The sequence below is a fragment of the Oricola indica genome (assembly GCF_965227485.1).
Classification (GTDB): domain Bacteria; phylum Pseudomonadota; class Alphaproteobacteria; order Rhizobiales; family Rhizobiaceae; genus Oricola; species Oricola indica.
Map to the genome: position 1 here is coordinate 115,874 of NZ_OZ245747.1, position 21,774 is coordinate 137,647.

The 21,774-nt window shown below is 62.7% G+C and carries 28 protein-coding genes; 9 read left to right on the forward strand and 19 right to left on the reverse strand.

The window, feature by feature from the left end:
* Positions 1-2 precede the first annotated feature (2 nt).
* The 12 genes from flgH to ACQK2M_RS00660 form a co-directional block, all read right to left on the reverse strand.
* Entirely contained in the window at positions 3-710 is a 708-nt protein-coding gene (flgH, locus tag ACQK2M_RS00605) for a flagellar basal body L-ring protein FlgH (RefSeq protein WP_425416179.1), read from the reverse strand.
* Positions 707-1,255, reverse strand: a complete 549-nt coding sequence (locus ACQK2M_RS00610) for a MotE family protein (protein ID WP_425416180.1) — start codon at positions 1,253-1,255, stop codon at positions 707-709. Before ACQK2M_RS00610 ends, flgH begins: the two co-directional genes overlap by 4 nt.
* A complete protein-coding gene (locus ACQK2M_RS00615; protein WP_425416181.1) occupies positions 1,252-2,352 on the reverse strand; it encodes a flagellar basal body P-ring protein FlgI in 1,101 nt (366 codons plus the stop codon). The genes ACQK2M_RS00610 and ACQK2M_RS00615 overlap by 4 nt, the downstream gene beginning before the upstream one ends.
* On the reverse strand, positions 2,349-2,822 hold the full coding sequence (flgA, locus tag ACQK2M_RS00620; protein ID WP_223478953.1) for a flagellar basal body P-ring formation chaperone FlgA: 474 nt from the start codon (positions 2,820-2,822) through the stop codon (positions 2,349-2,351). The genes ACQK2M_RS00615 and flgA overlap by 4 nt, the downstream gene beginning before the upstream one ends.
* A gap of 1 nt (position 2,823) precedes the next feature.
* Positions 2,824-3,612, reverse strand: a complete 789-nt coding sequence (gene flgG / locus ACQK2M_RS00625; RefSeq protein WP_425416182.1) for a flagellar basal-body rod protein FlgG — start codon at positions 3,610-3,612, stop codon at positions 2,824-2,826.
* A gap of 10 nt (positions 3,613-3,622) precedes the next feature.
* The gene (locus ACQK2M_RS00630; protein WP_425416183.1) at positions 3,623-3,937 is read right to left on the reverse strand and encodes a flagellar hook-basal body complex protein FliE; all 315 of its coding nucleotides are present in this window, start codon (positions 3,935-3,937) and stop codon (positions 3,623-3,625) included.
* Positions 3,937-4,353, reverse strand: a complete 417-nt coding sequence (flgC, locus tag ACQK2M_RS00635) for a flagellar basal body rod protein FlgC (RefSeq protein ID WP_223478956.1) — start codon at positions 4,351-4,353, stop codon at positions 3,937-3,939. The genes ACQK2M_RS00630 and flgC overlap by 1 nt, the downstream gene beginning before the upstream one ends.
* Positions 4,353-4,733, reverse strand: a complete 381-nt coding sequence (locus tag ACQK2M_RS00640; RefSeq protein ID WP_425416184.1) for a flagellar basal body protein — start codon at positions 4,731-4,733, stop codon at positions 4,353-4,355. Before ACQK2M_RS00640 ends, flgC begins: the two co-directional genes overlap by 1 nt.
* 71 nt (positions 4,734-4,804) lie before the next feature.
* Positions 4,805-5,338 (reverse strand): hypothetical protein, encoded by a 534-nt coding sequence (locus ACQK2M_RS00645; protein WP_425416185.1) that lies wholly within the window; start codon positions 5,336-5,338, stop codon positions 4,805-4,807.
* Positions 5,325-6,659 (reverse strand): FliI/YscN family ATPase, encoded by a 1,335-nt coding sequence (locus ACQK2M_RS00650; protein ID WP_425416186.1) that lies wholly within the window; start codon positions 6,657-6,659, stop codon positions 5,325-5,327. The genes ACQK2M_RS00645 and ACQK2M_RS00650 overlap by 14 nt, the downstream gene beginning before the upstream one ends.
* Positions 6,660-6,664: 5 nt before the next feature.
* Positions 6,665-7,387, reverse strand: a complete 723-nt coding sequence (flgF, locus tag ACQK2M_RS00655) for a flagellar basal-body rod protein FlgF (protein ID WP_425416187.1) — start codon at positions 7,385-7,387, stop codon at positions 6,665-6,667.
* Positions 7,388-7,396: 9 nt separating this feature from the next.
* Positions 7,397-8,176, reverse strand: a complete 780-nt coding sequence (locus ACQK2M_RS00660; RefSeq protein WP_223478961.1) for a DUF1217 domain-containing protein — start codon at positions 8,174-8,176, stop codon at positions 7,397-7,399.
* Between the two features lie 128 nt (positions 8,177-8,304).
* Between ACQK2M_RS00660 and motA the strand changes: the two genes are divergently transcribed.
* Genes motA through ACQK2M_RS00690 form a run of 6 tightly spaced genes read left to right on the forward strand, consistent with a single transcriptional unit; the run spans position 8,305 to position 13,189 of the window.
* Entirely contained in the window at positions 8,305-9,171 is an 867-nt protein-coding gene (motA, locus tag ACQK2M_RS00665; protein ID WP_425416188.1) for a flagellar motor stator protein MotA, read from the forward strand.
* Positions 9,172-9,173: 2 nt separating this feature from the next.
* The gene (locus tag ACQK2M_RS00670) at positions 9,174-10,130 is read left to right on the forward strand and encodes a FliM/FliN family flagellar motor switch protein (RefSeq protein WP_425416189.1); all 957 of its coding nucleotides are present in this window, start codon (positions 9,174-9,176) and stop codon (positions 10,128-10,130) included.
* Positions 10,123-10,575 (forward strand): FliM/FliN family flagellar motor switch protein, encoded by a 453-nt coding sequence (locus tag ACQK2M_RS00675; RefSeq protein WP_425416190.1) that lies wholly within the window; start codon positions 10,123-10,125, stop codon positions 10,573-10,575. Before ACQK2M_RS00670 ends, ACQK2M_RS00675 begins: the two co-directional genes overlap by 8 nt.
* 42 nt (positions 10,576-10,617) lie before the next feature.
* Positions 10,618-11,619: a FliG C-terminal domain-containing protein gene (locus ACQK2M_RS00680; protein WP_425416191.1), complete on the forward strand. Its 1,002-nt coding sequence runs from the start codon at positions 10,618-10,620 to the stop codon at positions 11,617-11,619.
* Positions 11,620-11,639: 20 nt separating this feature from the next.
* Complete coding sequence (flhB, locus tag ACQK2M_RS00685; RefSeq protein WP_425416192.1) at positions 11,640-12,710, forward strand: flagellar biosynthesis protein FlhB; 1,071 nt, start codon at positions 11,640-11,642, stop codon at positions 12,708-12,710.
* A 5-nt stretch (positions 12,711-12,715) separates the two neighbouring features.
* Positions 12,716-13,189, forward strand: coding sequence for a hypothetical protein (locus ACQK2M_RS00690; RefSeq protein ID WP_425416193.1), 474 nt, complete (start codon positions 12,716-12,718; stop codon positions 13,187-13,189).
* Between the two features lie 4 nt (positions 13,190-13,193).
* On the opposite strand, the gene ACQK2M_RS00695 is transcribed toward ACQK2M_RS00690, so the two are convergent.
* Complete coding sequence (locus tag ACQK2M_RS00695) at positions 13,194-13,658, reverse strand: hypothetical protein (RefSeq protein WP_425416194.1); 465 nt, start codon at positions 13,656-13,658, stop codon at positions 13,194-13,196.
* 267 nt (positions 13,659-13,925) lie between these two features.
* Here ACQK2M_RS00695 and ACQK2M_RS00700 point away from each other — a divergent pair, with 267 nt between their 5' ends.
* Positions 13,926-14,168 (forward strand): hypothetical protein, encoded by a 243-nt coding sequence (locus ACQK2M_RS00700; RefSeq protein WP_425416195.1) that lies wholly within the window; start codon positions 13,926-13,928, stop codon positions 14,166-14,168.
* A 45-nt stretch (positions 14,169-14,213) separates the two neighbouring features.
* Positions 14,214-14,882 carry an FAD-binding oxidoreductase gene (locus ACQK2M_RS00705; protein ID WP_425416196.1) on the forward strand — a complete coding sequence of 223 codons (669 nt, stop codon included), beginning with the start codon at positions 14,214-14,216 and terminating at the stop codon, positions 14,880-14,882.
* A gap of 21 nt (positions 14,883-14,903) precedes the next feature.
* On the opposite strand, the gene ACQK2M_RS00710 is transcribed toward ACQK2M_RS00705, so the two are convergent.
* From ACQK2M_RS00710 to ACQK2M_RS00720, 3 genes are all read right to left on the reverse strand, one after another.
* Positions 14,904-15,392 carry an RrF2 family transcriptional regulator gene (locus tag ACQK2M_RS00710; RefSeq protein WP_223478971.1) on the reverse strand — a complete coding sequence of 163 codons (489 nt, stop codon included), beginning with the start codon at positions 15,390-15,392 and terminating at the stop codon, positions 14,904-14,906.
* Between the two features lie 207 nt (positions 15,393-15,599).
* Positions 15,600-16,523 carry a helix-turn-helix transcriptional regulator gene (locus tag ACQK2M_RS00715; protein ID WP_425416197.1) on the reverse strand — a complete coding sequence of 308 codons (924 nt, stop codon included), beginning with the start codon at positions 16,521-16,523 and terminating at the stop codon, positions 15,600-15,602.
* A gap of 19 nt (positions 16,524-16,542) precedes the next feature.
* A complete protein-coding gene (locus ACQK2M_RS00720; RefSeq protein WP_425416198.1) occupies positions 16,543-17,283 on the reverse strand; it encodes an SDR family NAD(P)-dependent oxidoreductase in 741 nt (246 codons plus the stop codon).
* 247 nt (positions 17,284-17,530) lie between these two features.
* Here ACQK2M_RS00720 and ACQK2M_RS00725 point away from each other — a divergent pair, with 247 nt between their 5' ends.
* Positions 17,531-18,835, forward strand: a complete 1,305-nt coding sequence (locus tag ACQK2M_RS00725; RefSeq protein WP_425416199.1) for an SUMF1/EgtB/PvdO family nonheme iron enzyme — start codon at positions 17,531-17,533, stop codon at positions 18,833-18,835.
* Positions 18,836-18,851: 16 nt separating this feature from the next.
* On the opposite strand, the gene ACQK2M_RS00730 is transcribed toward ACQK2M_RS00725, so the two are convergent.
* Genes ACQK2M_RS00730 through dctP form a run of 3 tightly spaced genes read right to left on the reverse strand, consistent with a single transcriptional unit; the run spans position 18,852 to position 21,760 of the window.
* Positions 18,852-20,159, reverse strand: coding sequence for a TRAP transporter large permease (locus ACQK2M_RS00730; protein ID WP_425416200.1), 1,308 nt, complete (start codon positions 20,157-20,159; stop codon positions 18,852-18,854).
* Positions 20,156-20,638, reverse strand: coding sequence for a TRAP transporter small permease (locus tag ACQK2M_RS00735; protein WP_223478976.1), 483 nt, complete (start codon positions 20,636-20,638; stop codon positions 20,156-20,158). Before ACQK2M_RS00735 ends, ACQK2M_RS00730 begins: the two co-directional genes overlap by 4 nt.
* 57 nt (positions 20,639-20,695) lie before the next feature.
* Positions 20,696-21,760, reverse strand: a complete 1,065-nt coding sequence (dctP, locus tag ACQK2M_RS00740; RefSeq protein WP_425416201.1) for a TRAP transporter substrate-binding protein DctP — start codon at positions 21,758-21,760, stop codon at positions 20,696-20,698.
* Between the last annotated feature and the right edge of the window lie 14 nt (positions 21,761-21,774).

Sequence of the window (21,774 nt, forward strand, 5' to 3'; positions counted from 1 at the left end):
CGTCAGAAGGGAAGATAGAGATCGAGCGCCTGCTGGCCGTAGGGCGGCTGCTGTACCTCGGTGATCCGGCCCTTGCCGCCATAGGAGATGCGCGCTTCGGCGATGCGATCGTAGTTGATTGTGTTCGCCGGCCCGATGTCGGAAGGCCGCACGATGCCCGAGATCGTCAGAACCCGCATCTCGGCATTGACCCGCACTTCCTGGGAGCCCTGGATCAGAAGGTTGCCATTGGCCAGTTCATCGACGACGACGGCGGCCACCGACAGATCGATGGTTTCCGCCCGTGTCGTGCCGCCGGACCCGGCGAAGTCGGTCGAGGAGTTCATCGAGGCGTCGGCGGAGAGGCCGCCGGTTATCGCATCGGTGCCGTATCCGGCGCCCAGACCGATCTTCTTGTTCGCGGTGCGGTTGCGCGCGCTCTGATTGTCCAGCTTCGCGCGGTCGTTGATCGCGATCTTGATGGAGACGATATCGCCCTTGGCAACGGCACGGTGCGCGGTGAACAGGCTCGCGGCGCGATCGTTCCAGACCGAGTAGCGATGCCCGGATGGCTTGGCAGGATACTCCGTCGGCTTGACGACCATCTGATCGGCCGCCAGATCGCCGCCCACCGGCGACAGCGCAGGTGTCTTGCCGATTTCGCGCGGATGGGTCGCACAGCCGCCGAGCGCAACGGCCCCGGCCAACAAAAGAAGAAGCACCGGCCTCATTTCCGCGTTTCTCCCTTGTCGGCGACGGCCGCCATGATCACGGCCACCAATGCGGCGCGGTCGGGCGACATTTCGTTGAGGATCGTTCCGGCCGTTCGCGCACTCAGCTTGGTCAGCAACGCGGCCGTCAGTTCACCCGGCAGTTTCTCCATGCGCTGCGCGGCGGCGTCCGGGCGCATCTTCGCAAAGACCTCGACGAGCCCTTCATTGGCCGCGTCGGAAAAACGTTCCCGCTTCTCGACCCATTGCTGAAGTTCGGTCCGCTTCTTTTCGAGAACGACGATGCGATCCTCGATCTCCGTCTGCAACGCCTCGAGTTCCTCGCGCTGGATCGCATAGCGGCGTTCGCGGGCGGCGTCGGCGATGTTGGAGCAAAAACGCTGGATTTCATCCGAACTGGCGCGTGGTGGCGGCGCATCCAGCAAGGTCGGCAACGAAGATTGCGCCGATGCCGGCGCGGCAAGGGCCAGGATCGCGGCCGCCGCGAAGGCCGGTCCGATGTGGAACGCGCCGGGCTTCATGGAAATCGGGCATAGCCGGGTCATTGCACCACCACTTCGGCCTGCATGGCGCCGGCGCTCTTGATTGCCTGAAGGATGGCGATGATGTCGGTCGGACCGACACCGAGCCTGTTCAACCCTTCGACCAGATTTTGAAGGTCGGTGCCATCGACGGTTCCGAGTTGCGTGCCGACCTCGGAGACATCGATGAAAGTGTTTGGCTCGACGGCGGTTTCGCCATCGGAGAATGGCCCTGGCTGGACGACTGTCGGTGTCTCGGTAACCCGCACCGTCAGCGTGCCATGGCTGATGGCCACCTTCGAGATGCGAACATCCTGACCGATGACCACGGTACCGGTGCGCTCGTCGAGCACAACGCGGGCCGGCGAGGCCGTCTGCACCGTCAGATTCTCGATTCCCGCGATGAACCGCGCTGCGGATATGTTCTTCGGCTTGGTGATCGCGATGGTGCGCGAATCGATCTCGCGGGCCGGGTTCATGCCGTATTGCACGGTACCGAAGCTGTTGATCGCGTCGGTGATGGCGATCGCCGTGGTGAAATCTGGATTGCGCAGTTGCAGGGTCAGCGCGTGTTCGGCGGAGAAGTCGGCCTCGACCTCCCGTTCCACGATCGCGCCGCCGGAAATGAGTCCGGCGGTCGGCGTTCCGCGCGAAACGGTCTCGGCCTGACCCTGGGCCTGGAAACCGGAGATCGAGACAGGGCCCTGAGCGACGGCATAGATCTCGCCATTGGCGGCGCGCAGCGGCGTCATCACCAACTGGCCGCCGCCAAGCGATGTCGCGTCGCCGAGCGAGGAGACAGAAACGTCGATCCGCGAGCCCTGACGGACGAAGGCAGGCAGGTTTGCGGTCACGATCACCGCGGCGATGTTCTTCAGGCGCGCCCGGCCCTCGGCTGTCGCGATGCCGAGATTATCCAGCATCGAGCGCATCGACTGTTCGGTGAACGGCGCGTTGCGCAGGCTGTCGCCGCTGCCCTGTAGACCGACGACGAGACCATATCCGACAAGCTGGTTGTCGCGCGCGCTTTGCAGCGTGGCTATATCCTTGACGCGCGACTGCGCCCAGGCGGCGGGCGCAGTGACGGCGAGCATGGCGAGCATGAGAACAAAGCGTTTCATCGCGCCTCCACGAGCACGTCGCCATCCGGCATCACAATACCGGTCACGGTGCGCCCGCTCGAAATGTTGCGCATGCGAACCGGCTTGCCGAAGCCGGCGGACTGAAGGGCGACCGCATCCATCGCGATGGTCAGCGACCCCTTTCGATAGTAAATCGTTGCCGTCTCGCCGGCCTCGACCGCATAGGCCTCGCGCAGCGCGCTCGGCGCGATCAGCCGGCGCGGGAGGATGGTTTTCGCGGCAACCATGCCGATCACCTCTCCGGCGTCGTGAATGGCGACCGTGCCACGGCGCAACGGCTTGCGCAGCCGCGTCTCGACGACAGCATCGGCGGGAACGGTCTGGCCGGGATAGATGACGCGGTTGACGGTGATCACGATATCGGCGTTTTCCGAAGCGGTCGCGGGACCGCTCCAGACCAGCAGCGCCGCCAGGACGGCGACAACAGTGCCTTTCCACCGATCAATCATTCTAGCGCAACCCGGTCGAGACGACGCTGGCCATCTGGTCGGCCGCCTGGATCACCTTAGAGTTCATCTCGTAACCGCGCTGGGCGGCGATCAGTTCGGTGATTTCCTTGACCGGATCGACATTGGACGCCTCGAGATAGCCCTGTTCGACAGTGGCGAAGCCGGGATCGCCGGGAATGCCGACCACCGGTGCGCCCGACGCTTCGGTCTCGGAGAACAGATTGCCGCCGAGCGGCTTCAGGCCGGCGTTGTTGGCGAATGTCGAAAGCGTCAACTGCCCGATATCCTGCAGGGCGACCTGGTCCTCGAGGCGTGCGAAGACCTGGCCCGTCTTGTTGACGATGACCTCCACGGACCCCTCGGGGATCGTGATCGCCGGCGTCACGAGGAACCCGTCGACCGTGACCAGCTGGCCGAGCGCATTCGTATTGAAGGCACCGGCACGGGTATAGACGGTTTCGCCGGCCGCGCCCTCGACCTGGAACCAGCCCTCGCCGGTCAAAGCCATGTCGAATCGGTTGCCGGTGCTGGTCAGCGCGCCCTGAATATGAACGTTGCGGATGGCGGCGGTGCGGACGCCGAGGCCGATATTGGCGCCTTCGGGGATCACGGCCTGGTTGCCGCTGTTCGGCGTGCCGGCCAACCGCTCCGTCTGGTACAGCAGATCGGAGAACTCGGCGCGGGCGCGCTTGAAGCCGGTGGTGTTCACATTGGCGATGTTGTTCGCGATGACCTCAAGATTGGTCTGCTGCGCGGTCATGCCGGTGGCGGCGATGGACAGGGCCTTCATGGCTTACTCCTCAGATTTGCATCCGGCTGACTTCAAGGAAGGCAGTCACGATCTTGTCGCGGATGGATATGGCCGTCTGCAGTTTCTGCTCGGCACTCATGACGGCGTCGGTGACATCGCGAATGTCGGCCTCACCGGACAGGGCCTGCAACGAAATGCGCTCGGCGCCCTGCAACTCGCCGATCGTGCCCTGCGCCACGTTCTGCAGCGTCTCGGCGAAACTTGGCCCGGTCTGCCGCACAACCGATGTTGCCGCGGCGGTCGTTCCGGTTTTACCGGTGGAAGCGAGGGAGCTCAGAGCCCCAATGGTAAAATCGACTGCCATCAGCGCGCCCTCATCAGGTCGATCGTCATCGAGATCAGGTCACGCGCCTGTTTGAGAACCTGCAGATTGGCCTCGTAAGACCTGTTGGCATCGCGCATGTCCGCCATCTCGACGAGCAGATTGACGTTCGGAAATTTGACGAAGCCCTCGGCATTGGCGGCCGGGTGGGCCGGATCGTATTCCAGCTGGAAATCGCTCAGGTCGCGCTGCACGTTGCTGACGCTGACCTCGGCGGTATTGGAAGCGCGATCCACTTCGGAGGCAAAGGCGACAACCTTGCGCTGGTAAGGATCACCGCCCGGGATGTTGGATGTCGACTGGGCGTTGGCGATGTTCTCGGAGACGACACGCAGCCGGACGTTTTCGGCGTCCAGCCCCGATGCGGCTACCTTGATGGCGGAACTGAGATAATCCATTACGACCCCTTCGCCGTCATCAGGATCATGCGGTGAAATGCCGATACGATCGCCGTGTTCATCTCATAGGCGTGGCGGATCTCGCTGGACTTGACCAGTTCGTCTTCCATCGAGACGGACTTGCCCGATGTGGTCAGGCCGGCCGGTTCTTCATCGAGAACCCGGAAGCCGCCATTGTCCTGCTGGTTGCCGAAATGTACGGAGTCGGTTGCCGCCAGCCGCACGGCCTCATTGGAGACCGCAGCCTCGAACGGCTCGACATCGACCGCGCGATAGCCTTGCGAGTTGGCGTTGGCGATATTGTTGGCGACCGTTGTCTGACGCAGCGAAAGCCATTTCGCCTGGGTCGAGGCCAGCTTGAAAAGATTGACGGCGTCCATGTCGTATCCTTCTCTCGGAGGGACACTAGTGGCCGTTTCTTGCGTGTGCCTTGTCGCAGTCGGTTCGCCGGTCAGTCCGGCCGCAAAATCGTCTCGCGCGACGTCACGATGTACCAGCCCTTTTCATCCTGCCGGAAGGCTTCGGCGATCGAGCCGTCGGGCAGGCGCGACATGGCGCGCACCAGGTAGACCCCGCCGGCATCGCCAACCAGCGCACGCGCGCCGTCGACCGCCAGCACCTTGAAGGTCTTGATCGCCTCCGGAAAGGGCTGCTCCGGTTCGACCGTGCGAACCTGGGTGCGGTCCACTTTGCCGGTCGTGACCGGGTCGAGAACCTGTCGCGGCAGCCGCGACGCGACGCGGTCAGACGTATCCGTCTCGCGAACCGGCCCGCGCGGTGACTGCGCGACAATCTCCTCCTCCGGAATCACGCCGCCACGCGAGAATGTCATGCGGGGCGGCCCGTATGAATCCGGATGAAGATAGACATGCCACGGAAACAGAGCGGCGGCCGTGCCGAGACACAGGCCGATGGCGCTCAGTATATAGTCTGCCGGCTCCATGTCGGTAAACCAGCGGCGGCGTTGCTTCTTAGGTTTTGCCATCGTCTCTCATTCGGTCTGCCAGTGCGGCGAAGGGGTCGCTGTCGGGCGGATCGGCGACGGACTGGGTCAGCGCGTCATAGATACGCGGCACCGCCATCACCGCCTGATCGAGGTCGGGATTGGTGCCCTGCTGCCAGCCGCTCATCATGCGCAGGTCACGGGTTTCCTCGAACAGCGAAATCATCGCGCGCAACTGGCCGACCAGCGCGCGCTGCTGTTCGCTCCACGCCTTGTCTGCGAGCCGCGATACGGATCCCAACGGATCGACGGCCGGAAAGCGGCCGCGATTGGCGATCGCTCGCTGCAGGACAAGGTGCCCGTCGAGGATGCCGCGCAAGGTGTCGGAGACCGGATCATTGTGATCGTCGCCATCGACGAGAACCGTCGCGACGGCGGTGATCGAGCCGCCTTCGGGCCCGCCGGGTCCGGCCCGTTCCAAAAGACGCGGAAGGTCGGTGAAGACCGAGGCCGGATAGCCGCGCGACACCGGCGGCTCTCCCACCGAGATCGCGACCTCACGCAGCGCATGGGCAAACCGGGTCACCGAATCGAGAAGCAGCAGGACCCGCTTGCCGCGGTCGCGAAACCATTCGGCGACGTCCATTGCGCTCGATGGCGCCCGTCGGCGCATGATCGCGCTTTCGTCGCTGGTCGCCACGACGGCCACAGCCTTCTTCATGCCGTCCGAACCGAGCGTGTCCTCGAGAAATTCACGCACTTCGCGGCTGCGCTCGCCGACAAGCGAGACGACGACGACATCGAAGGCGTTTGCCCGTGCGAGCATGGCGAGAAGCCTCGACTTGCCGACGCCCGACCCCGCGAAAACTCCGAAGCGCTGGCCAATGCAAAGCGGCGTGAAGATGTCGATCACGCGCACGCCAGTACGAAAATGCTCGCCTACCCGGCCACGCATCATCGGCGAGTGACGCTTGCTCTCGACCCGTCCTGTATCGGATGGAACCAGCGGCCCCATGCCATCGACCGGCTCGCCGAGCGCATTGACGACCCGGCCGAGCCATCCCGCATCGGGATGGACGTGAACGGGGCCCTTGTGCATCACCGCATCGTTGATCGAAAGCGCGTTGGCGTTGCCGCAGGGTGCGATCACGACGCGGCCCGGCTCGATCTGCACCACTTCGCCGCGCGTCGCGCGGGCGCCGCGTCCGATCGATACGAAGTCGCCCAGCGCCGAATAGCCGGCCATACCCTCGGCGACGACGACATTGGGATTGATCGCCGACACGATCCCGCCGCGTTCCAGCGGCCGGGTTTCGACGCCGGACGATTCGATGGCGTGGCGCAGCCGGACAAGAGCATTCATGCCGATCAGCCGCTGTTGAGGGCTCTAATGAGCTGCTTCATGGAATCCTCGGAGGTCTCCATCAGCGAGGCCGCCTCCTCGAAGGAACGCTGCACCATGATGAGCTGGGTCATCTCCTGCAGCGAATCGACGTTGGACAACTCGACATGCGCCTGGACGATGCCGACGTCGGGATTGTCGACGATCGGCTCGGGTTCGCCGCCGACAACGATGCCGGAATTGCCGAAGCGCTGGAAGTCGGGACCGGGCTCGAAAGCGAACAGGCCGAGCGCCGCGACCTGGCGGCCGTTCTGCCGGATGAAGCCGTCATCGCCAAGTTCCGGAACGCCACCGGCCGGATCGAGCGTGATCGGCGCGCCGCCCGGATCAAGCACCGGATAGCCGGACAGGGTGACCAGGTCGCCATTGTCGATCATGGTGAAGCGGCCGTCGCGCGTGACCACGGTACCCGCCGGGGTCTGGATGCCGAACCAGGCATTTCCGCGCACGGCGAAGTCCAGCGGATTTCCGGTCTGCTCGAGGCCACCGGATGCCGGATCGAGATATTCGACGCCGTCGGACGCGAAGGACACGTCCTCGCCGGACACTTCCTGCACGACCTCCTCGAAACGCACGAACCCGGCCTTGAAGCCGACCGTCTGGGAGTTGGCGATGTTCTCGGCGATGGTCGTCAGCCGCGCCTCACGCGTCATCTGCGCGGAAAGACTGACATAAAGCCCCGTTTCCATGATCCGTGCCTATCGTTTCATCTGTGCGATCTGCAGCATCAGATCCTGGCTGATGCCGAGTTGCGGGCCGGTATTGAAGAGCTGAGCGATCTGCGAGACCGCCTGCGACTCGGTGCTGTGATCCACGTCCCAGAGCGCGGTGAAACGCTCCAGCAATTTGTCCAGCTTGTCCGGATCGGCCAGCGTTTCGAGATCGATCCGGTCCGAGATGAGCTCCACCTGCTTGTCGATATCGACAGTGGCGAAGGACTCCGGCAATCCAAGCGTTGTACGCACAACCTGCGACAGGGCGGGGTCCGCCAGGATCTGGTAGAAATTCTCAATCGTGTCGGCCTTGCGCTCGAAGTAAAGCGCCAGTCGCACGCCCTGGTTCTCGTCGCCTGCCTGCTCTTCCAGCGTCTGGCGCAGATATTTGTCCACCACGCCCTGCTGGGTCTTGGTGAAGGATGTCGTCGCCTCTCCGAAGGATTTGAAATTGAAGGTCTTGGCGAACTCGGCGTAGCGTTTGTCGGACAGCGTATTGGCGAAGGCGCGGTCGTCGTCGATACCCTCTTCCAATACCTTTTCCATGAACGCCTTGGCATAGGTCATGTCGCTCAGGCCGTGCGCCTTCATGGCAAAGCTGAACAGCCGATAGTCCGAGGTCAGGTCCTCGATCGTGTCCACATTGCCGATGTTCTCAAGGTAATATTCGACGTCGCGCGACACCACCGGCTGTTCCGAGACGCGCTTGATCGTCGTGGCGATATCTTCGGAAGCGAGCTTGTAGGAAACCAGCGTGCTGATCATCGAATTGGTCCCGGTGGCCTTTGCCTTTCAATAGCCCGGGCATCTTGCGCGAGCCTGTCGCGACGCCTGCCAGCCCCGTGCAAGGTTTGGCCACTAGCTTGCCGGCAGGACAAGAGCGGAGATGGCCTGTGGGCGTTATTATCGGAATGGTCGTTACGCTGGGATGCGTACTCGGCGGGTTCATGGCCATGGGCGGCCATATCGAAGTCCTCATGCAGCCGTTCGAGTTCGTCATCATCGGCGGCGCTGCAATCGGAATCTTCATCATCGCCAACCCCATGTCCACGGTGAAGGACAGCGGCAAGGCCGTGATGGAAGCGGTCAAGAACAAGGTGCCGTCGCGCGAGGAGTATCTCGAACTGCTCGGCCTGCTCCACCAGTTGCTGCGCGAGCTGAAGACCAAGCCGCGCAACGAGGTCGAAAGCCATATCGACAATTCCGACGAATCACCGATCTTCCAGGAGTATCCGCTGGTCCTCGCCAACAAGGACCTGACCAGCTTCATCTGCGACTACTGCCGGCTGATCATCGTCGGCAATGCGCGCCCGCACGAGGTCGAGGCGCTGATGGAAGAGGAAATCGGCACGATCCGCCACGACAAGCTGAAATCGGCGCATGGCCTGCAGGGCATGGCCGACGGGCTGCCGGCCCTCGGCATCGTCGCCGCCGTTCTCGGCGTGGTGAAGGCGATGGGCGCGATCGACCAGAGCCCGGAAGTTCTCGGCGGGCTGATCGGCGCGGCGCTGGTCGGCACCTTCGTGGGCATCTTCCTCGCCTATGCCGTGGTCCAGCCGATCGCGACCAAGATCGGCATCATCCGCGAAAAGAACATCCGGCTCTATTTCGTCGCCAAGCAGACGCTGATCGCCTACATGAACGGCTCGCTGCCGCAGGTCGCGCTGGAATTCGGCCGCAAGACGATTTCCAACCACGATCGCCCGTCGCTCGATGACGTCGAGAACGAGGCGATGGGCGCCGGCGAAAAAGCCGCGTGACAATGAGCGTCTCCTCTTACCCGAAGGACTACGACCGCGAGGTCTTCGACCGAATACTCGGCCGGAAAGGGGATGCCGCGCGTCTTGAACCCGCCTGCAAGGCGATCAAGAAGTTCCTGGCGCAACGCCTGCAAGCCATTCTTCAGAAAAACGGGCTCGACGTCGCAGCGGAGTTCTCGGACTCCCACAATTCCAGCGCGACGGCGCTTTTCGCACGCTACAAGAGCGGCGCGGCCTGTGTCGTTCTGTCCGCTAAGCCGCCATCGGCGGCCGCCTATGTGATCTGCGACTATCCCGCTGCGGGCATCCTGTCGGAAATCATGCTCGGCGGCGACCCGGAGTTCGCGGCGCTGTCGTCCAACCGCAAGCCGACGGCGACGGAATGCGATCTCATGCGCCAGTTCGCCGATCTCGTCGGGCAGGCACTCCAGACCAGCTTGTCAACGAAGGACCTGCCCACCGGCGTGCGCGTCGCCTTCAATGCCGACGATTTGCGCGACGGCGGCAATGGCGGTTCGGTTGTTGCCTTCGACCTGACGCTTCAATTCGGGGACGCAAGACCCGTCATCTCCGTCGCCATCACCCATGCCTACATGCTGCAGATGGCGCGCGAAGAGCCGGAGACGATCCGCAAGCCCGCGGCGCGTGGCCATGCTTCGACCAATCGCAGCGCCCTGACGATCAAGGTTCCGGCGTCCGGCTCCGTGACGATGCCGCCGATGACGCTTGGCGAACTGGCAATGCTGCGACCTGGCGATGTGCTGCCGCTCTCGGAATCCGGCGACGCGACTGTTCGCCTGAGAGTGAAGGGTCAACCGCTTTACGAGTGCAGCCTCGGGCGCAAAGGCGCCAATTACGCACTGTGCCTGCAACGTCCGCACCGGGCGATGTCCGAGGCGCTCAATGGCATCGGAATTCCGCTGCCCGACGACGATTCAGAGGAGACTTACGATGAGTGAGCCTGAACTTTCCCCGCTCGAAGAGCTCGGGCTGACAGACGACCTCACGGCGGAAGGCGATCCGCTGAACGAGGCGATCGCCGAATTGCAAGGCGTGATGGACAAGGATCACGCATTGGGACCGCTCGAGGATATCGGACTGGACGACCCGTTCGAAACGCCGCCCGCACCGGCGGAGGAACCGCCTGCCAACCATGACAGCAACCTGCAGAAGCTGGTCATGTCTATCCCGGTGCAGCTGGACGTGGTGATCGGCTCGGCCGAGATGCCGGTGTCGGACCTGATCGGCATGGAGGCCGGTTCCGTCGTGATGCTCAACCGGAAGATCGGAGAAGCGGTGGATATCTGCGTGAACGGAACGAAAGTCGCCACCGGCGAGATACAGTCGATGGAAGACGATCCGTCGCGCCTCGGCGTGCGAATCGTCGCACTCGAGAAGTCCTGACACTGAGGGCCTGTGGGCGGTTGCGACCGCCAGGTGCATGAGATGGCGAAACGATACACCCTGACAAAACCGCAAAGAGCTGCAGCCGTGCTCGTGGCCATGGGGAAAACGCGTGCCTCGCAGCTTCTCAAGTTCTTCAAGAGCGAGGAGCTGCGTGTCATGATCGACGCGGCCCATACGCTCAAGAACATCCCGCAGCCCGACCTGGAAGAACTGGTCAAGGAGTTCGAAACCGAGTTTACCGTCGGTGTCGGATTAATGGATTCGGCGGAATCCATGGAGATGATCCTCAATGAGGGGCTGAGCGACGAAGAGCGCTACGCCCTGACCGGCATGTCGACGGAGACGGTTGAACAGGAACCGGAACAGACTGTCTGGGAATTGCTGACGAAGGTCGACATCGACGAACTGGACGCTTTCTTCGCCGGCGAATCGCCGCAGCTCTGCGCCGTCGTCCTGTCGCGGCTGAATTCGCGGACATCGGCATCGATCATCGAAAAGCTCGATCCGGAACTGCGCAAGGCCACGGTGGCGCGCCTCCTTTCGTCCAAGCCGGTGCCGCAGTCGGTGATCGAGGTGGTCGAGAAGCGTCTCGACGAGGCATTCAATCTCAGCGACCAGTCCGCGTCTAGCGGTGGCGAAGGCGCATCGCGGCTCGCAGATATTCTCAACGAGATGAAGAAAGACGTTTCCGACGATCTGCTTGCACAGCTTGCGCCGGTGATCGGCGACCGCAAGGTCGAGGGCGTCAAATCGAAGATTTTCCGTTTCGAGGATATTTCCAGCATTTCCAAGGAAGCGCGCACGCTTCTCTGCGACGGCCTGTCGACCGACGTGCTGACGCTGGCGCTGCGCGAGGCAGACGGCGACCTGAAGGAGGTCATCCTGTCCTCGATCAGCCAACGCACCCGCCGAATGATCGAGTCCGAACTCAGCGCCGGCAAGGCGAAGGTTTCGGACATCGAACAGGCACGCAAGTCGATCGCCGCACTGGCGCTGCGTATGGCCGCCGAAGGCCGTATCGAACTGCAAGCCGCCGCCTGACGGTCACATAAGAGAGCATCATGGCGGACGATCAGGACAAGGAAAGTAAAACCGAGGAGGCGACGGAGAAGAAGATCCGCGACGCTCTGGACAAGGGTCAGACACCCTTTTCCCGGGAAACGCCGATCCTGTTTTCTCTGCTCGCCATCCTGTTTGTCGCCACCTTCTTCATGCCGGGACGGATTTCGGCGACGGCGCAGCAACTTGCCGCCATGATGGACCAGTCCTTCGAATACCATCTCTACGGAAGCGGCGACGTCTACTGGCTGATCCAGCGCGTGGTCCTGATCGCATCGGCCGTAACCCTGCCCCTGTTCGCGGCACTCATACTTGCCGGCGTCGCCGGTTCGGCGGCGCAGAACACGCCGCGTTTCGTCGGCGACCGGATCAAGCCGCAGCTCTCGCGGATCTCGCTGATCAAGGGTTGGGAGCGGATCTTCAGTGCGAAGGGTTTCGCCGAGTTCCTCAAATCCGTGGCCAAGCTGCTGTTCGCCAGCGTCCTCGTCGCACTGATTCTGCATGACCTCGTGCCGCGCATGCTGGAAGGCATGGGCAGCGAGGTCGGCGCCTTCCTGTCGACCGTCAACGGGCTGATGCTGAAGATGTTCGGCGCGATCATTTTCGCGATGGTGCTGATCGCAACGGCAGACTGGTTCTGGACCCGCTTCCAGTGGCGCACCGACCTCAAGATGACCCGGCAAGAGGTCAAGGACGAGCTGAAACAGTCGCAGGGCGACCCGATCATCAAGGCGCGGCTCCGGTCGGTCGCCTATGACCGGGCGAGAAAGCGCATGATGAACGCGGTGCCCACCGCCTCATTGGTCATCGCCAACCCGACCCATCTGGCGATCGCGCTGCGCTACGAACCCGGCAAGGACGCCGCGCCGGTCGTCGTCGCCAAGGGACAGGACCTGATCGCGCTCAAGATCAGGGCCATCGCCGAGGAAAACGGCGTTCCCGTCTTCCAGAATGTCGAGCTTGCACGCGCCATGTACAAGCACATCTCGCTCGACCAGATCATTCCACCCGAGTTCTTCAAGGCCGTCGCGGAGCTGATTTCGGTTCTTCGCCGGCGAGCACGGAAAAGCTGATTACGATGCTGGCACAAGATATCTGTCTTGAACTTGAACCCCATGTCGCCGATGCGTTCGCGAATCTCGCGGCCGAACTGCGGCTCGTCGATATCAGCGATTACATCGCCTATCTGCGCATGGAACAATATGGCTGCGTCGCCGATATCGTGCGCGATGCCGCGGACCTCTATTTCACGCCCGGCTACGTCGAATTCGCGATGGATGGCGAGACCTCGGCGGAATGGGGCGTCGCGCCGGAAGTCACCCTCATGCTGGTGATCAACAGCGCCCGCGCCAAGGCGCATGTCGCGCTGAAATTGTGCGAGAACCACGCCGAGGTCAAAATGGGCTATGTCAGCTTCGCCTCGGAATTCGAGGCCCGCCATGACAGGGCCTGGATGCTGCTGAACGACATCGCCGTCAACAGGACGGGGCCAAGGGGCAGGCTGTCGCGACCCTGGCAGTATAACGGCTTTTCGGGTTATCCGACCGCCTGAACGTTCACGAATTTTCGGAGCGGACGGGCATGCGGTCATGTGCGCGCAGTTCGTGACGCGACATCAAAAGCGTTCCGCTCCAGTCGCCGCGCGATTGCCCGGCCTCGTTGGACGGGACGATGAAACCGTGAACGAACGCACCCTTCGGAAACGCCAGCCGGGCCGTGAAGTGAAACGGATGCCCCTTACCGGACAGCATTTCGAGCAGTTCGAGCAACTCCCGGCGGCAAGCGGGATCATAGGCCTGGATGAAGCGGCGTATCCCGACATGCTCTTCCTGCGGAGCGAAACCGTGGAATTCGCGTGCAACCGGGCCGACCGAAATCATCGCGCTGTCCAGGTCGAATGAAAACCAGTCCACCCGCACATGCGGCGAAAGTCGCTTCAGTTCGGTCTCGGTATCGATGGCAGTGTTCGTGTCGCCCGTGTTCATTGGAACGATCGCACCGCCGAATAACATGTGTGTCATCGGTCAGTCCTGTACTTGATATCCGCTGCATCGGTTTTTTGCTCGGCGCCGGCACATCATGCAGGCGGGCGCGCCCGGAAGTCGGAATACTATTGCGGCGCACTAATCCCGAAATGGGAATGTCCTGCAATCTTTATCCTTTGTTAACCTGAATACCGCGCATTTTAGGCGAATACCCGCTAGCGGCAGATTTCCCGCGCAGGCTGGAACCATGCGATTTCTGCTCCGTTGTGTCCGAATGAAATTCAGGACAGCACGGAGTGCGCCATGACCAGCAACAATCGAAAATCAGACAATGACCGGCTCAACCGGGCGGACATCGCCAATGAAGAAATGGGCCGCAACAGCCTGCAGGGGAACGATCAGGAGAACGTGCGCAATCAGCGCCAAGCGGTTCCCGACGTGAAGACCGAACCGGACTGGATCATGGAAAGCTTCAAGAAGCTCGACAAGGAAAAGCGGGCCCGCGAAGACCTTGGAAAAGGCAACCGGAGTTCGCGGGAAGGCTGAAACCGGCCACGACGTTCGAACGGGAAGTCAAGCAAGGAAAGCCATATGACCAGCACGGTAACGATCCGGGCGATCACGCCCGTCGCCCACAATGTATTTTCATACGACCTCGACAAGCCCGAGGGCTATTCCTTCGAGCCCGGACAGGCGACCGAAGTGGCCATCGACAAGGATGGCTGGCGCGACGAGAAACGTCCCTTCACCTTCACCTCGCTTCCCGGTGACGAGCGCCTTCAATTCACCATCAAGTCCTACCCGGACCATGACGGCGTGACCGACCAGTTGCAGAAACTGCCGGTTGGCGACCGGCTGATCATCGACGAGCCTTGGGGCACGATCTCCTACAAGGGTCCCGGCGTGTTCATCGCGGGCGGCGCCGGCCTGACGCCGTTCCTCGCGATCCTGCGCGAACGCAACAATTCCGAGGGGCACCTCGCCGACCACACACTGCTGTTTGCCAATCGCCGGGAGCGCGACATTATCCTGCGCGACGAGCTGGAAACCATCCCGGGCCTGACGGTACGGCATATTCTCAGCGAGGAGGACAAGAGTGGTCTCGATCACGGGATGATCGACCGGGCCTATCTGGAAAGCGTGATCGACGATCTCGACCAGACTTTCTACCTGTGCGGTCCGGACCCGATGGTGAAGGACCTCAAAGCCGTACTGAATGACCTCGGCGCCGACCCCGAAGGACTGGTCTTCGAGAAATAGGTCGAATGAGGCCCCGAGGGCTCAATTCATGACGGCCTGACCGCGACCGTCGCACATCACCGGCGCGAATTTGCGCTCCGGCATGTTGAGCAGTGTCTCCAACTCGCGATTGCCGTCCACGAGGTCCGCCAGGCAAATATCGTCGAGCGAGTTGTAGAAGGCCTCCACCGCCTTCTTCAGCGCTGGCCGCAGCCAGCAACTGCCGATCAGCGGACAATTGTTTTCCTTCTTGTCGAAACATTCGGCGAAAGGCAGATCGGACTCGAAGACGCGAAAGACGGACCCGACACGTATCTCCTCGGCAGGCCGGGCCAGATACATGCCCCCATTGCGGCCGCGCATGGCCCGGATATAGCCCAGATGAGCGAGTTGACGGATCACCTGGCCAAGATGGTTCTTGGAGGCGTTGCACTTCTCCGCGATTTCGGCCTTCGTGATACTGTAGCCGGGATTGACGGCACAGGTCATCAGCACGCGCATCGCGAGATTTGTTCTAATGGTTAGGCGCATGACTTCGTCGCGTCCAGCCGCATTGTTCCACCGTTTCAGTCTGGATCGTACACCGCCCGATACAAACGCTACTTGATCGAGATCATACGATCCTGTCCTCCCGACAAGCGGTAGCCGCTTTAAATAGCGGGGAACCGGCGGTTTTTCCAGTCTATTGCCGCAAATGGCGCCATTTGTAAGCCACGAGGGCTATGGCAAGGCGCAGGATCAGCCGTGTGAAATCTCCCGGAACGAAGTCGGCGTCATGTTACAGGCACGCAGGAAATCACGCTGAAAATGTGCCTGATCGGCATAGCCGCAGCAATAGCCGATCTCGGCAAGCGGCACCTCGGTCCGACGCAGCATTCGGCCCGCCTGTCCATAGCGGATTTCACGTACCACGCTGGAAAAGCTGCGATTATCGGCGGCAAGCGCCCTTTGCAATGTACGGCTGGACAAACCCAGTGCCCTCGCCGCCTCGCCGACATGCCAGTTACGACCCGGATCGCGGCCGAGAAGGCCGCAGAGACGCTGATGGAGAGAGCCGTCCGCATCACCGATCGGCGCTTCGGATGCGTCGCTTTCGATCGCTTCGAAGCTGCCCCAACGGACGTGAAACAGCGATGTTTTCGCGTCATCGAGCGGTCGCATTTCGAAATTCAGGGCCGATTCGGCCTGTCTTCCGCCGATCTCCACCACGATGGCGCGGGCCCCGATCATGGACAGGAGACCGGCGATCACACCGCAGATCAGGACATTCTCGCTTGCAGTCGGCATGCCGCTTTGCGCGCTGCGCCGGCAATCGAAGCCTTTCTCCCCGATCACGATCGCGGTCCGGTTGGCGGAGTGGTGATAGCTTTCGAAGCGCATCCATTTCTGCGCGAGTACCGCCGGATCGGGCGATGCGACGAGCGCGGCAATGGTGGGATCCCGTGCATGATCGGCCAGCGATCGCCCGACCCGCAGCAACGGCGCCGCGCCGCCCTTGCGATAGGCATGACCGATGATGGAGCGCTTGGCGGCGGGATCGACCAGCGCATCGCGCATCGGGTCGACCGGTAAGGCGTCCGGCGGCAGCAGGCCCCGGTCCTCTCGGGACAGCGCCGTGACGACGAGGGCGACAAGCTTCGCGCTGGCAAAATTACCGGGCATTCGCCGCGCCGCCATCGGCCTATTGCCGTCCGATGATGCGCGCCAGCAGGGCGGGCGCGATCCGGTTTAGGGCGAGCGCCATCCGTCCGATGCCCGGTGCGATCCTTTCCCTGTGATCGGCAAGGCCTTGAAGCAGCGCGGCCGCCATGTCCTCGGGCGTCAGTTTCCTCCGGCCGCGTCCCGTCGTCATCGCAGTGTCGACCAGCGGCGGCATCACCTCGACGACGCGAAGGCCGTGCGGCTGCACCTGCCGGCGGAGTGCTTCGGTGAAACGCTGAAATCCCGCTTTCGATGCCGAGTAAGCAGGCGCCGACGTCTTGGCCTGAAGAGCGACGAGCGAGGTGACATTGACGATCGTGCCGCCCGGCCGCGCCATGACGGGCATCAGCTGCGCCGTCAGACATATCGGCGCGACGAGATTGACCGCGATTTCGGTTTCCATCGCGTCGCACAGTGCACCGGGATCGTCACCGGTCAAGTCCAGCGACTGCTGGATGCCGGCATTGTTGACGAGGATATCGAGCGGTCTGCCGAGCGCGCGAATCGAATCAGCCAGAGCCGCACGCTGCACGCCGGATGCGATATCGCAGGCGATCCACGTCACATTCCTGTGCGATTTTTGACGGTCTCCATCGACCGGCGTGCTGCGGGCGACGGCCACGACGCGCGCGCCTTCGGCTAGGAATGCCTCGACGAGGGCGCGGCCTATACCCCGGCTAGCCCCGGTGACCAGAACCGTTTTTCCCTTGAATTCCGGCATGTCTCGTCTCCTGCAGTCGGTCGGCTTTTCCGTTCCGGCCGGAGATAAGACGGCCAGCCTCAAGCGTATTGAACAATCGCGCCAAAATCCGGGGCCGTCATGCCCGCCATCGCGACTTGACGGGGGCGCTGTTCAATCGGAAACTTCCGAAAAAAGGGACACTCGGGCCATGTTCGCGAGGACAGGGCGTTTCGGAATTGCCGAAACGCGAAGTGGTCTCGTACCCTCTCAATGACGGGAATATTCGATGCGTCCAGACCGCTTTTCAGCAATCCTTTTCACCATGATTTTCTGCGCGCTTTCCGCGTGCATCACCCCGGCGGGCGCCGCCGGCGCGGATACGCCCGAATTGCGCCAGGCGATCCAGCAAAACCTCAACGACAAAGGCTTCCCGGTCGGAACGCCGGACGGGATTTTCGGGCCGAAGACGGAAGCCGCGATCCGCGCCTACCAGGAGTCGATCGGCCAGCCGGCGACCGGTACGCTGTCGGACGGGCAGATCGACGTATTGCTCGGACGCGCCGCCGCGAAGGCAGAACCGAAGGCGCCGGAACCGCAGCCGGAGGTTACCGCGGGCACTGTCTTCCGCGATTGCGAGCAATGTCCGGAAATGGTCGAAATCCCGCCAGGCACCTTCGCCATGGGCGCGACCGACACGGAGCAGGAACATCCCTTTATCGGCTTCGTCCCGGAGGAGCAGCCACGCCATTCGGTGACGATCGAATATCCCTTCGCGATCGGGCGCTACGAAGTCACGGTCGCCGAGTTCGACGCCTATGTTCGCGAAACGGGCGCATCGGTCGGCGGGACATGCGGCGTGCGCCTGATCGAAAGCGGACCGCAGGAAGGCAAGTTCGAAGGTACCCGTCATCCTGAGTCCAGCAAGGAAATCTACGGGCCCTATTTCGTCTACATCACCGATGGCTCATACGCCCAGCCGGGCTTGCCCGTTACGCAGCGCCAGCCGGCAGTGTGCGTTTCGCGCAAGGAGGTCACGGCCTATATCGAGTGGCTGCGCGAGAAGACCGGGCGCGCATACCGGCTGCCGACCGAGGCGGAATGGGAATATGCGATGCGCGCAGGTACCGACACCGTGGCCTTCTGGGGCGATGACCTCGACCATGCCTGCGGCTACGCCAATTTCGCCGACAAGGCATCGGGCTACCAGGCCGGGGCGGCCGCGCCCTGCGCGGAGGCCGTGCAGCCGGAATGGACGGCTGAGGTCGGCAGTTACCGGCCCAATCCGTGGGGGCTCTACGACATGGCCGGCAACGCTCAGGAGATGCTGGAAGATTGCTGGAGCCCAGGCTACGAGGACGCTCCGACCGACGGCTCGCCGGTGCGCCGGAACCGCTGCCAGCTCTTCATTGCGCGCGGCGGCGACTACGAACACCTGCATGTCTCCATGCGTGCGTCACAACGGCTGACCTTCGGCTACGATCCGCAGGTCGACATGGTGCAGGGCCCGGACGAGGCGCTCGACATCCGCAGCAACGTCGTCGGTTTCCGGCTTGCCCTGTCGCTCGGCAGCCGTGCCTGGGACAGGCAGTAGCGGGGGAATATCCCCGCTACATGAGGGACGGAACGAATGTCGCCAGCGACGGGATGCAATAGACCGCGAGCGCGACGATCAGGATCATGATCCAGTAGGGTGCGAGCCCGACGAAAACTTCCGTCAGCCTCAGATCCCTGTCCGGTATCGCGGACAGGACCACGAACGCGCCGATCCCGAAGGGAGGCGTGAGCACGCCGGCCTCGATCACGAGGATGCCGACCAGCGCGAAGACGATCGGGTCGATGCCGGTCGCCTGCGCGACGGGCCAGAAGAGCGGCACCGTCAGCAGCATGATCGAGATGCTGTCGACGAAACAGCCAAGCAGCAGCCAGATGGCGCACATCACCAGGATGATGCCCGCCGGTCCGAGTTGCATCGCGTCGAAGAAGGTGCCGACAAGCTGCGGGATTCCGGCAAGGGCCAGCAGTTTCGAATACATGGCCGCGCCGAGAAGCAGCAGCAGGATCGGCGTCACCACCATTCCGGCCTCACGGGCCGCATCCCAGATTTCCCGGATGCTCATCTTCTTGACGAATCCGAGCACCACGGCACCCATCAGGCCGACCGCGCTGCCCTCCGTCGGCGTGAAGAAACCGCCCCAGATGCCGCCAAGCGTCAGGATCACGATCGCGGTCACGCCGAGGATGCCGACGGGGTCCGGCCGCTCGAGGTCGGGGCTACCGCCTGCCTCCGCGTCGCCGGCGATGACGGCGGGTGTAACGAGCGCACGGATCACGCAGTAGAAGCCGAAGAGCGACGCCAGCAATATGCCAGGCAGGAGACCACCCGCGAAGAGCCGTCCGATCGACTGTTCGGTCAGAATCGCCCAGACGATCATGAAGACGGAGGGCGGTATCAGAAGGCCCAATACGGACGACCCGGCGATGCACCCGGCCGCGAAATCCCGGCGGTACCCGTGCTTTTTCATCGGCGGATAGGCAATCTGGCTGAACGTCGCCGCGGCCGCCACGCCGACGCCGGTGACGGCAGCAAAAAACGCGTTGCCGGCGACAGTCGCGACGGCGAGGCGCGCCGGCACCATGCGCAAGGTTCCATTGGCGGCGGCGAACAGGTCATGCGCCGCCCCGGATCGCGCGATGATCAGCCCCATGACCGCAAAGAGCGGAATCACCATGAGATTGTAGTCGCGAAGGCCTTCGAAAGCCGTCTGTTCGAGGATGCCGAGCGTGATGCTCCAGTCGCCGAACAGCATGAAGAGGCCGGCTGTAGAGCCGATGACGAAGGCAAGCGCGATATGGACGCCGAGCAGGGCGAGACCGAAGATCAGGCCGAGCGCGACGATTGCGGAAAGTTCGATCATTGAGGTAGCTCCCGGCGACGGTCGAACGCCTTGACGAGAAAGGCGATGCCGAGCACGACCCACAACACGGCCACGCTGATGCGGATCGGCCACGCAGTGACCCGAAACGCATCGGTGCCGAAGAATTCATGGTTCTCGATCGACTGCCTGATCGGCTCGATCGAGATATAGGCGAGGCCGATGAAGAGACCGGCTCCGACGATATTCGCCGCGACCATGGCGGCCTGCTGCAGTTTCAAGGGCAGCTTGTCGAGGAGCAAGGTGATTTGCAGCAACCGGCCCTGCAGGAGGGCTTTGCCGGCCTGAAGGAATGTCACGAGCACGAGGGCAATCGCAACGAGGTCGGCGGTACCCGCGAAGGGAGAGCCGAACACCATTCTCAGGACGACGTCTACGACGATGAGCGCGCCGGCGACGAATACGAGGATCGCTCCGAGATCCGCGAAGAGGCTGCAGATCCACTCGACAGGTCTGTTCATGATTTCGCACTCTGGCTGGAGGCGGGAAGGCCGGGCCTTCCCGCCGTCACGCGATGATCAGAATTGGTAGTTCGTCGGGAAGGTATATCCTTCCTCGCCGAGAATGCGAATGTAGGTCTTGAGCACATCCACGGTGGGATAGTCACGATCCTTCAGGCCATCGACCGAGTTCGCCGGAAGACCCGCGACCGACCGCGCCCATTTCTCGCGCTCCTCGGGAGCGAGGTCGCGAACGATGATGCCTTCGCTCTCAAGCTTTTCGGCGACTGCCTTGTCGCGTTCCGCGCTTTTCTCGGCGATGATGAGGGCCGCTTCCCCGGCAACCTCGTCGATAATGGCAACGACGTCTTCGGGCAGCTTGGCGCGGGTCTTCTCATTCATGAAGGCAACGAAGGTCGCGAGCGATCCGAAACCGGTCCGTGTGAAAGTTGAAGAGACTTCCTTGAGGCGGAACGCCTCCATGCCGGAGATGAAGAACAGGCTTCCCTCGGCGAGGCCCGTCTGCATCGCCTGGTAGTGCTCGCCAATGCCCAGATTGACCGGTACCGCGCCGATCGGCAGGAAGAGCGGCGCATTGGTGCCGGCCATCGCGATGCGGCGACCTTTCAGTTCGTCGATCGTGGTCCAGTCGAAATTCGTCGCCAGTCCGTAGGCCTCTGTGACCATCATCGACAGGATATGGGCGCCGTAGGGCTCCATGCTTTCCTGCAAAGCGGGCACTTCATTGAGCATCCGCGTCGCGACACGACCCTGGAGGACCGGATCCGCGGTGGTGAACGGCACCATTGCGGAATAGTTCAGAAGCGCGGCGCGCGACTGCTCGAAACCGATCGGGGAGAGGCCGATGTCGAGCGTCCCCTTCTGGACTGCCTCGATGGCGCCATCGACCTTGGCGACGCTGCCGCCCCAGGCCGTGATGAAGCGGATCGTGTGACCGGTTTCCTCTTTCACCCGTTTCGTGACTTCCTCCTGGAAGAAGCCGTCATAGGTTGCGACATAGGTCAGTGCCGTCGTGTGACCGCCGCCCATGCGCAACAGGAACGTGTCTGCATGGGCCGCGCCGACCGCCAGCGCACAGACACAGCCGCCGAGAATAGCGGAGAGTGTGGATTTGAAGTTCATTGTGTTCCTCCCTG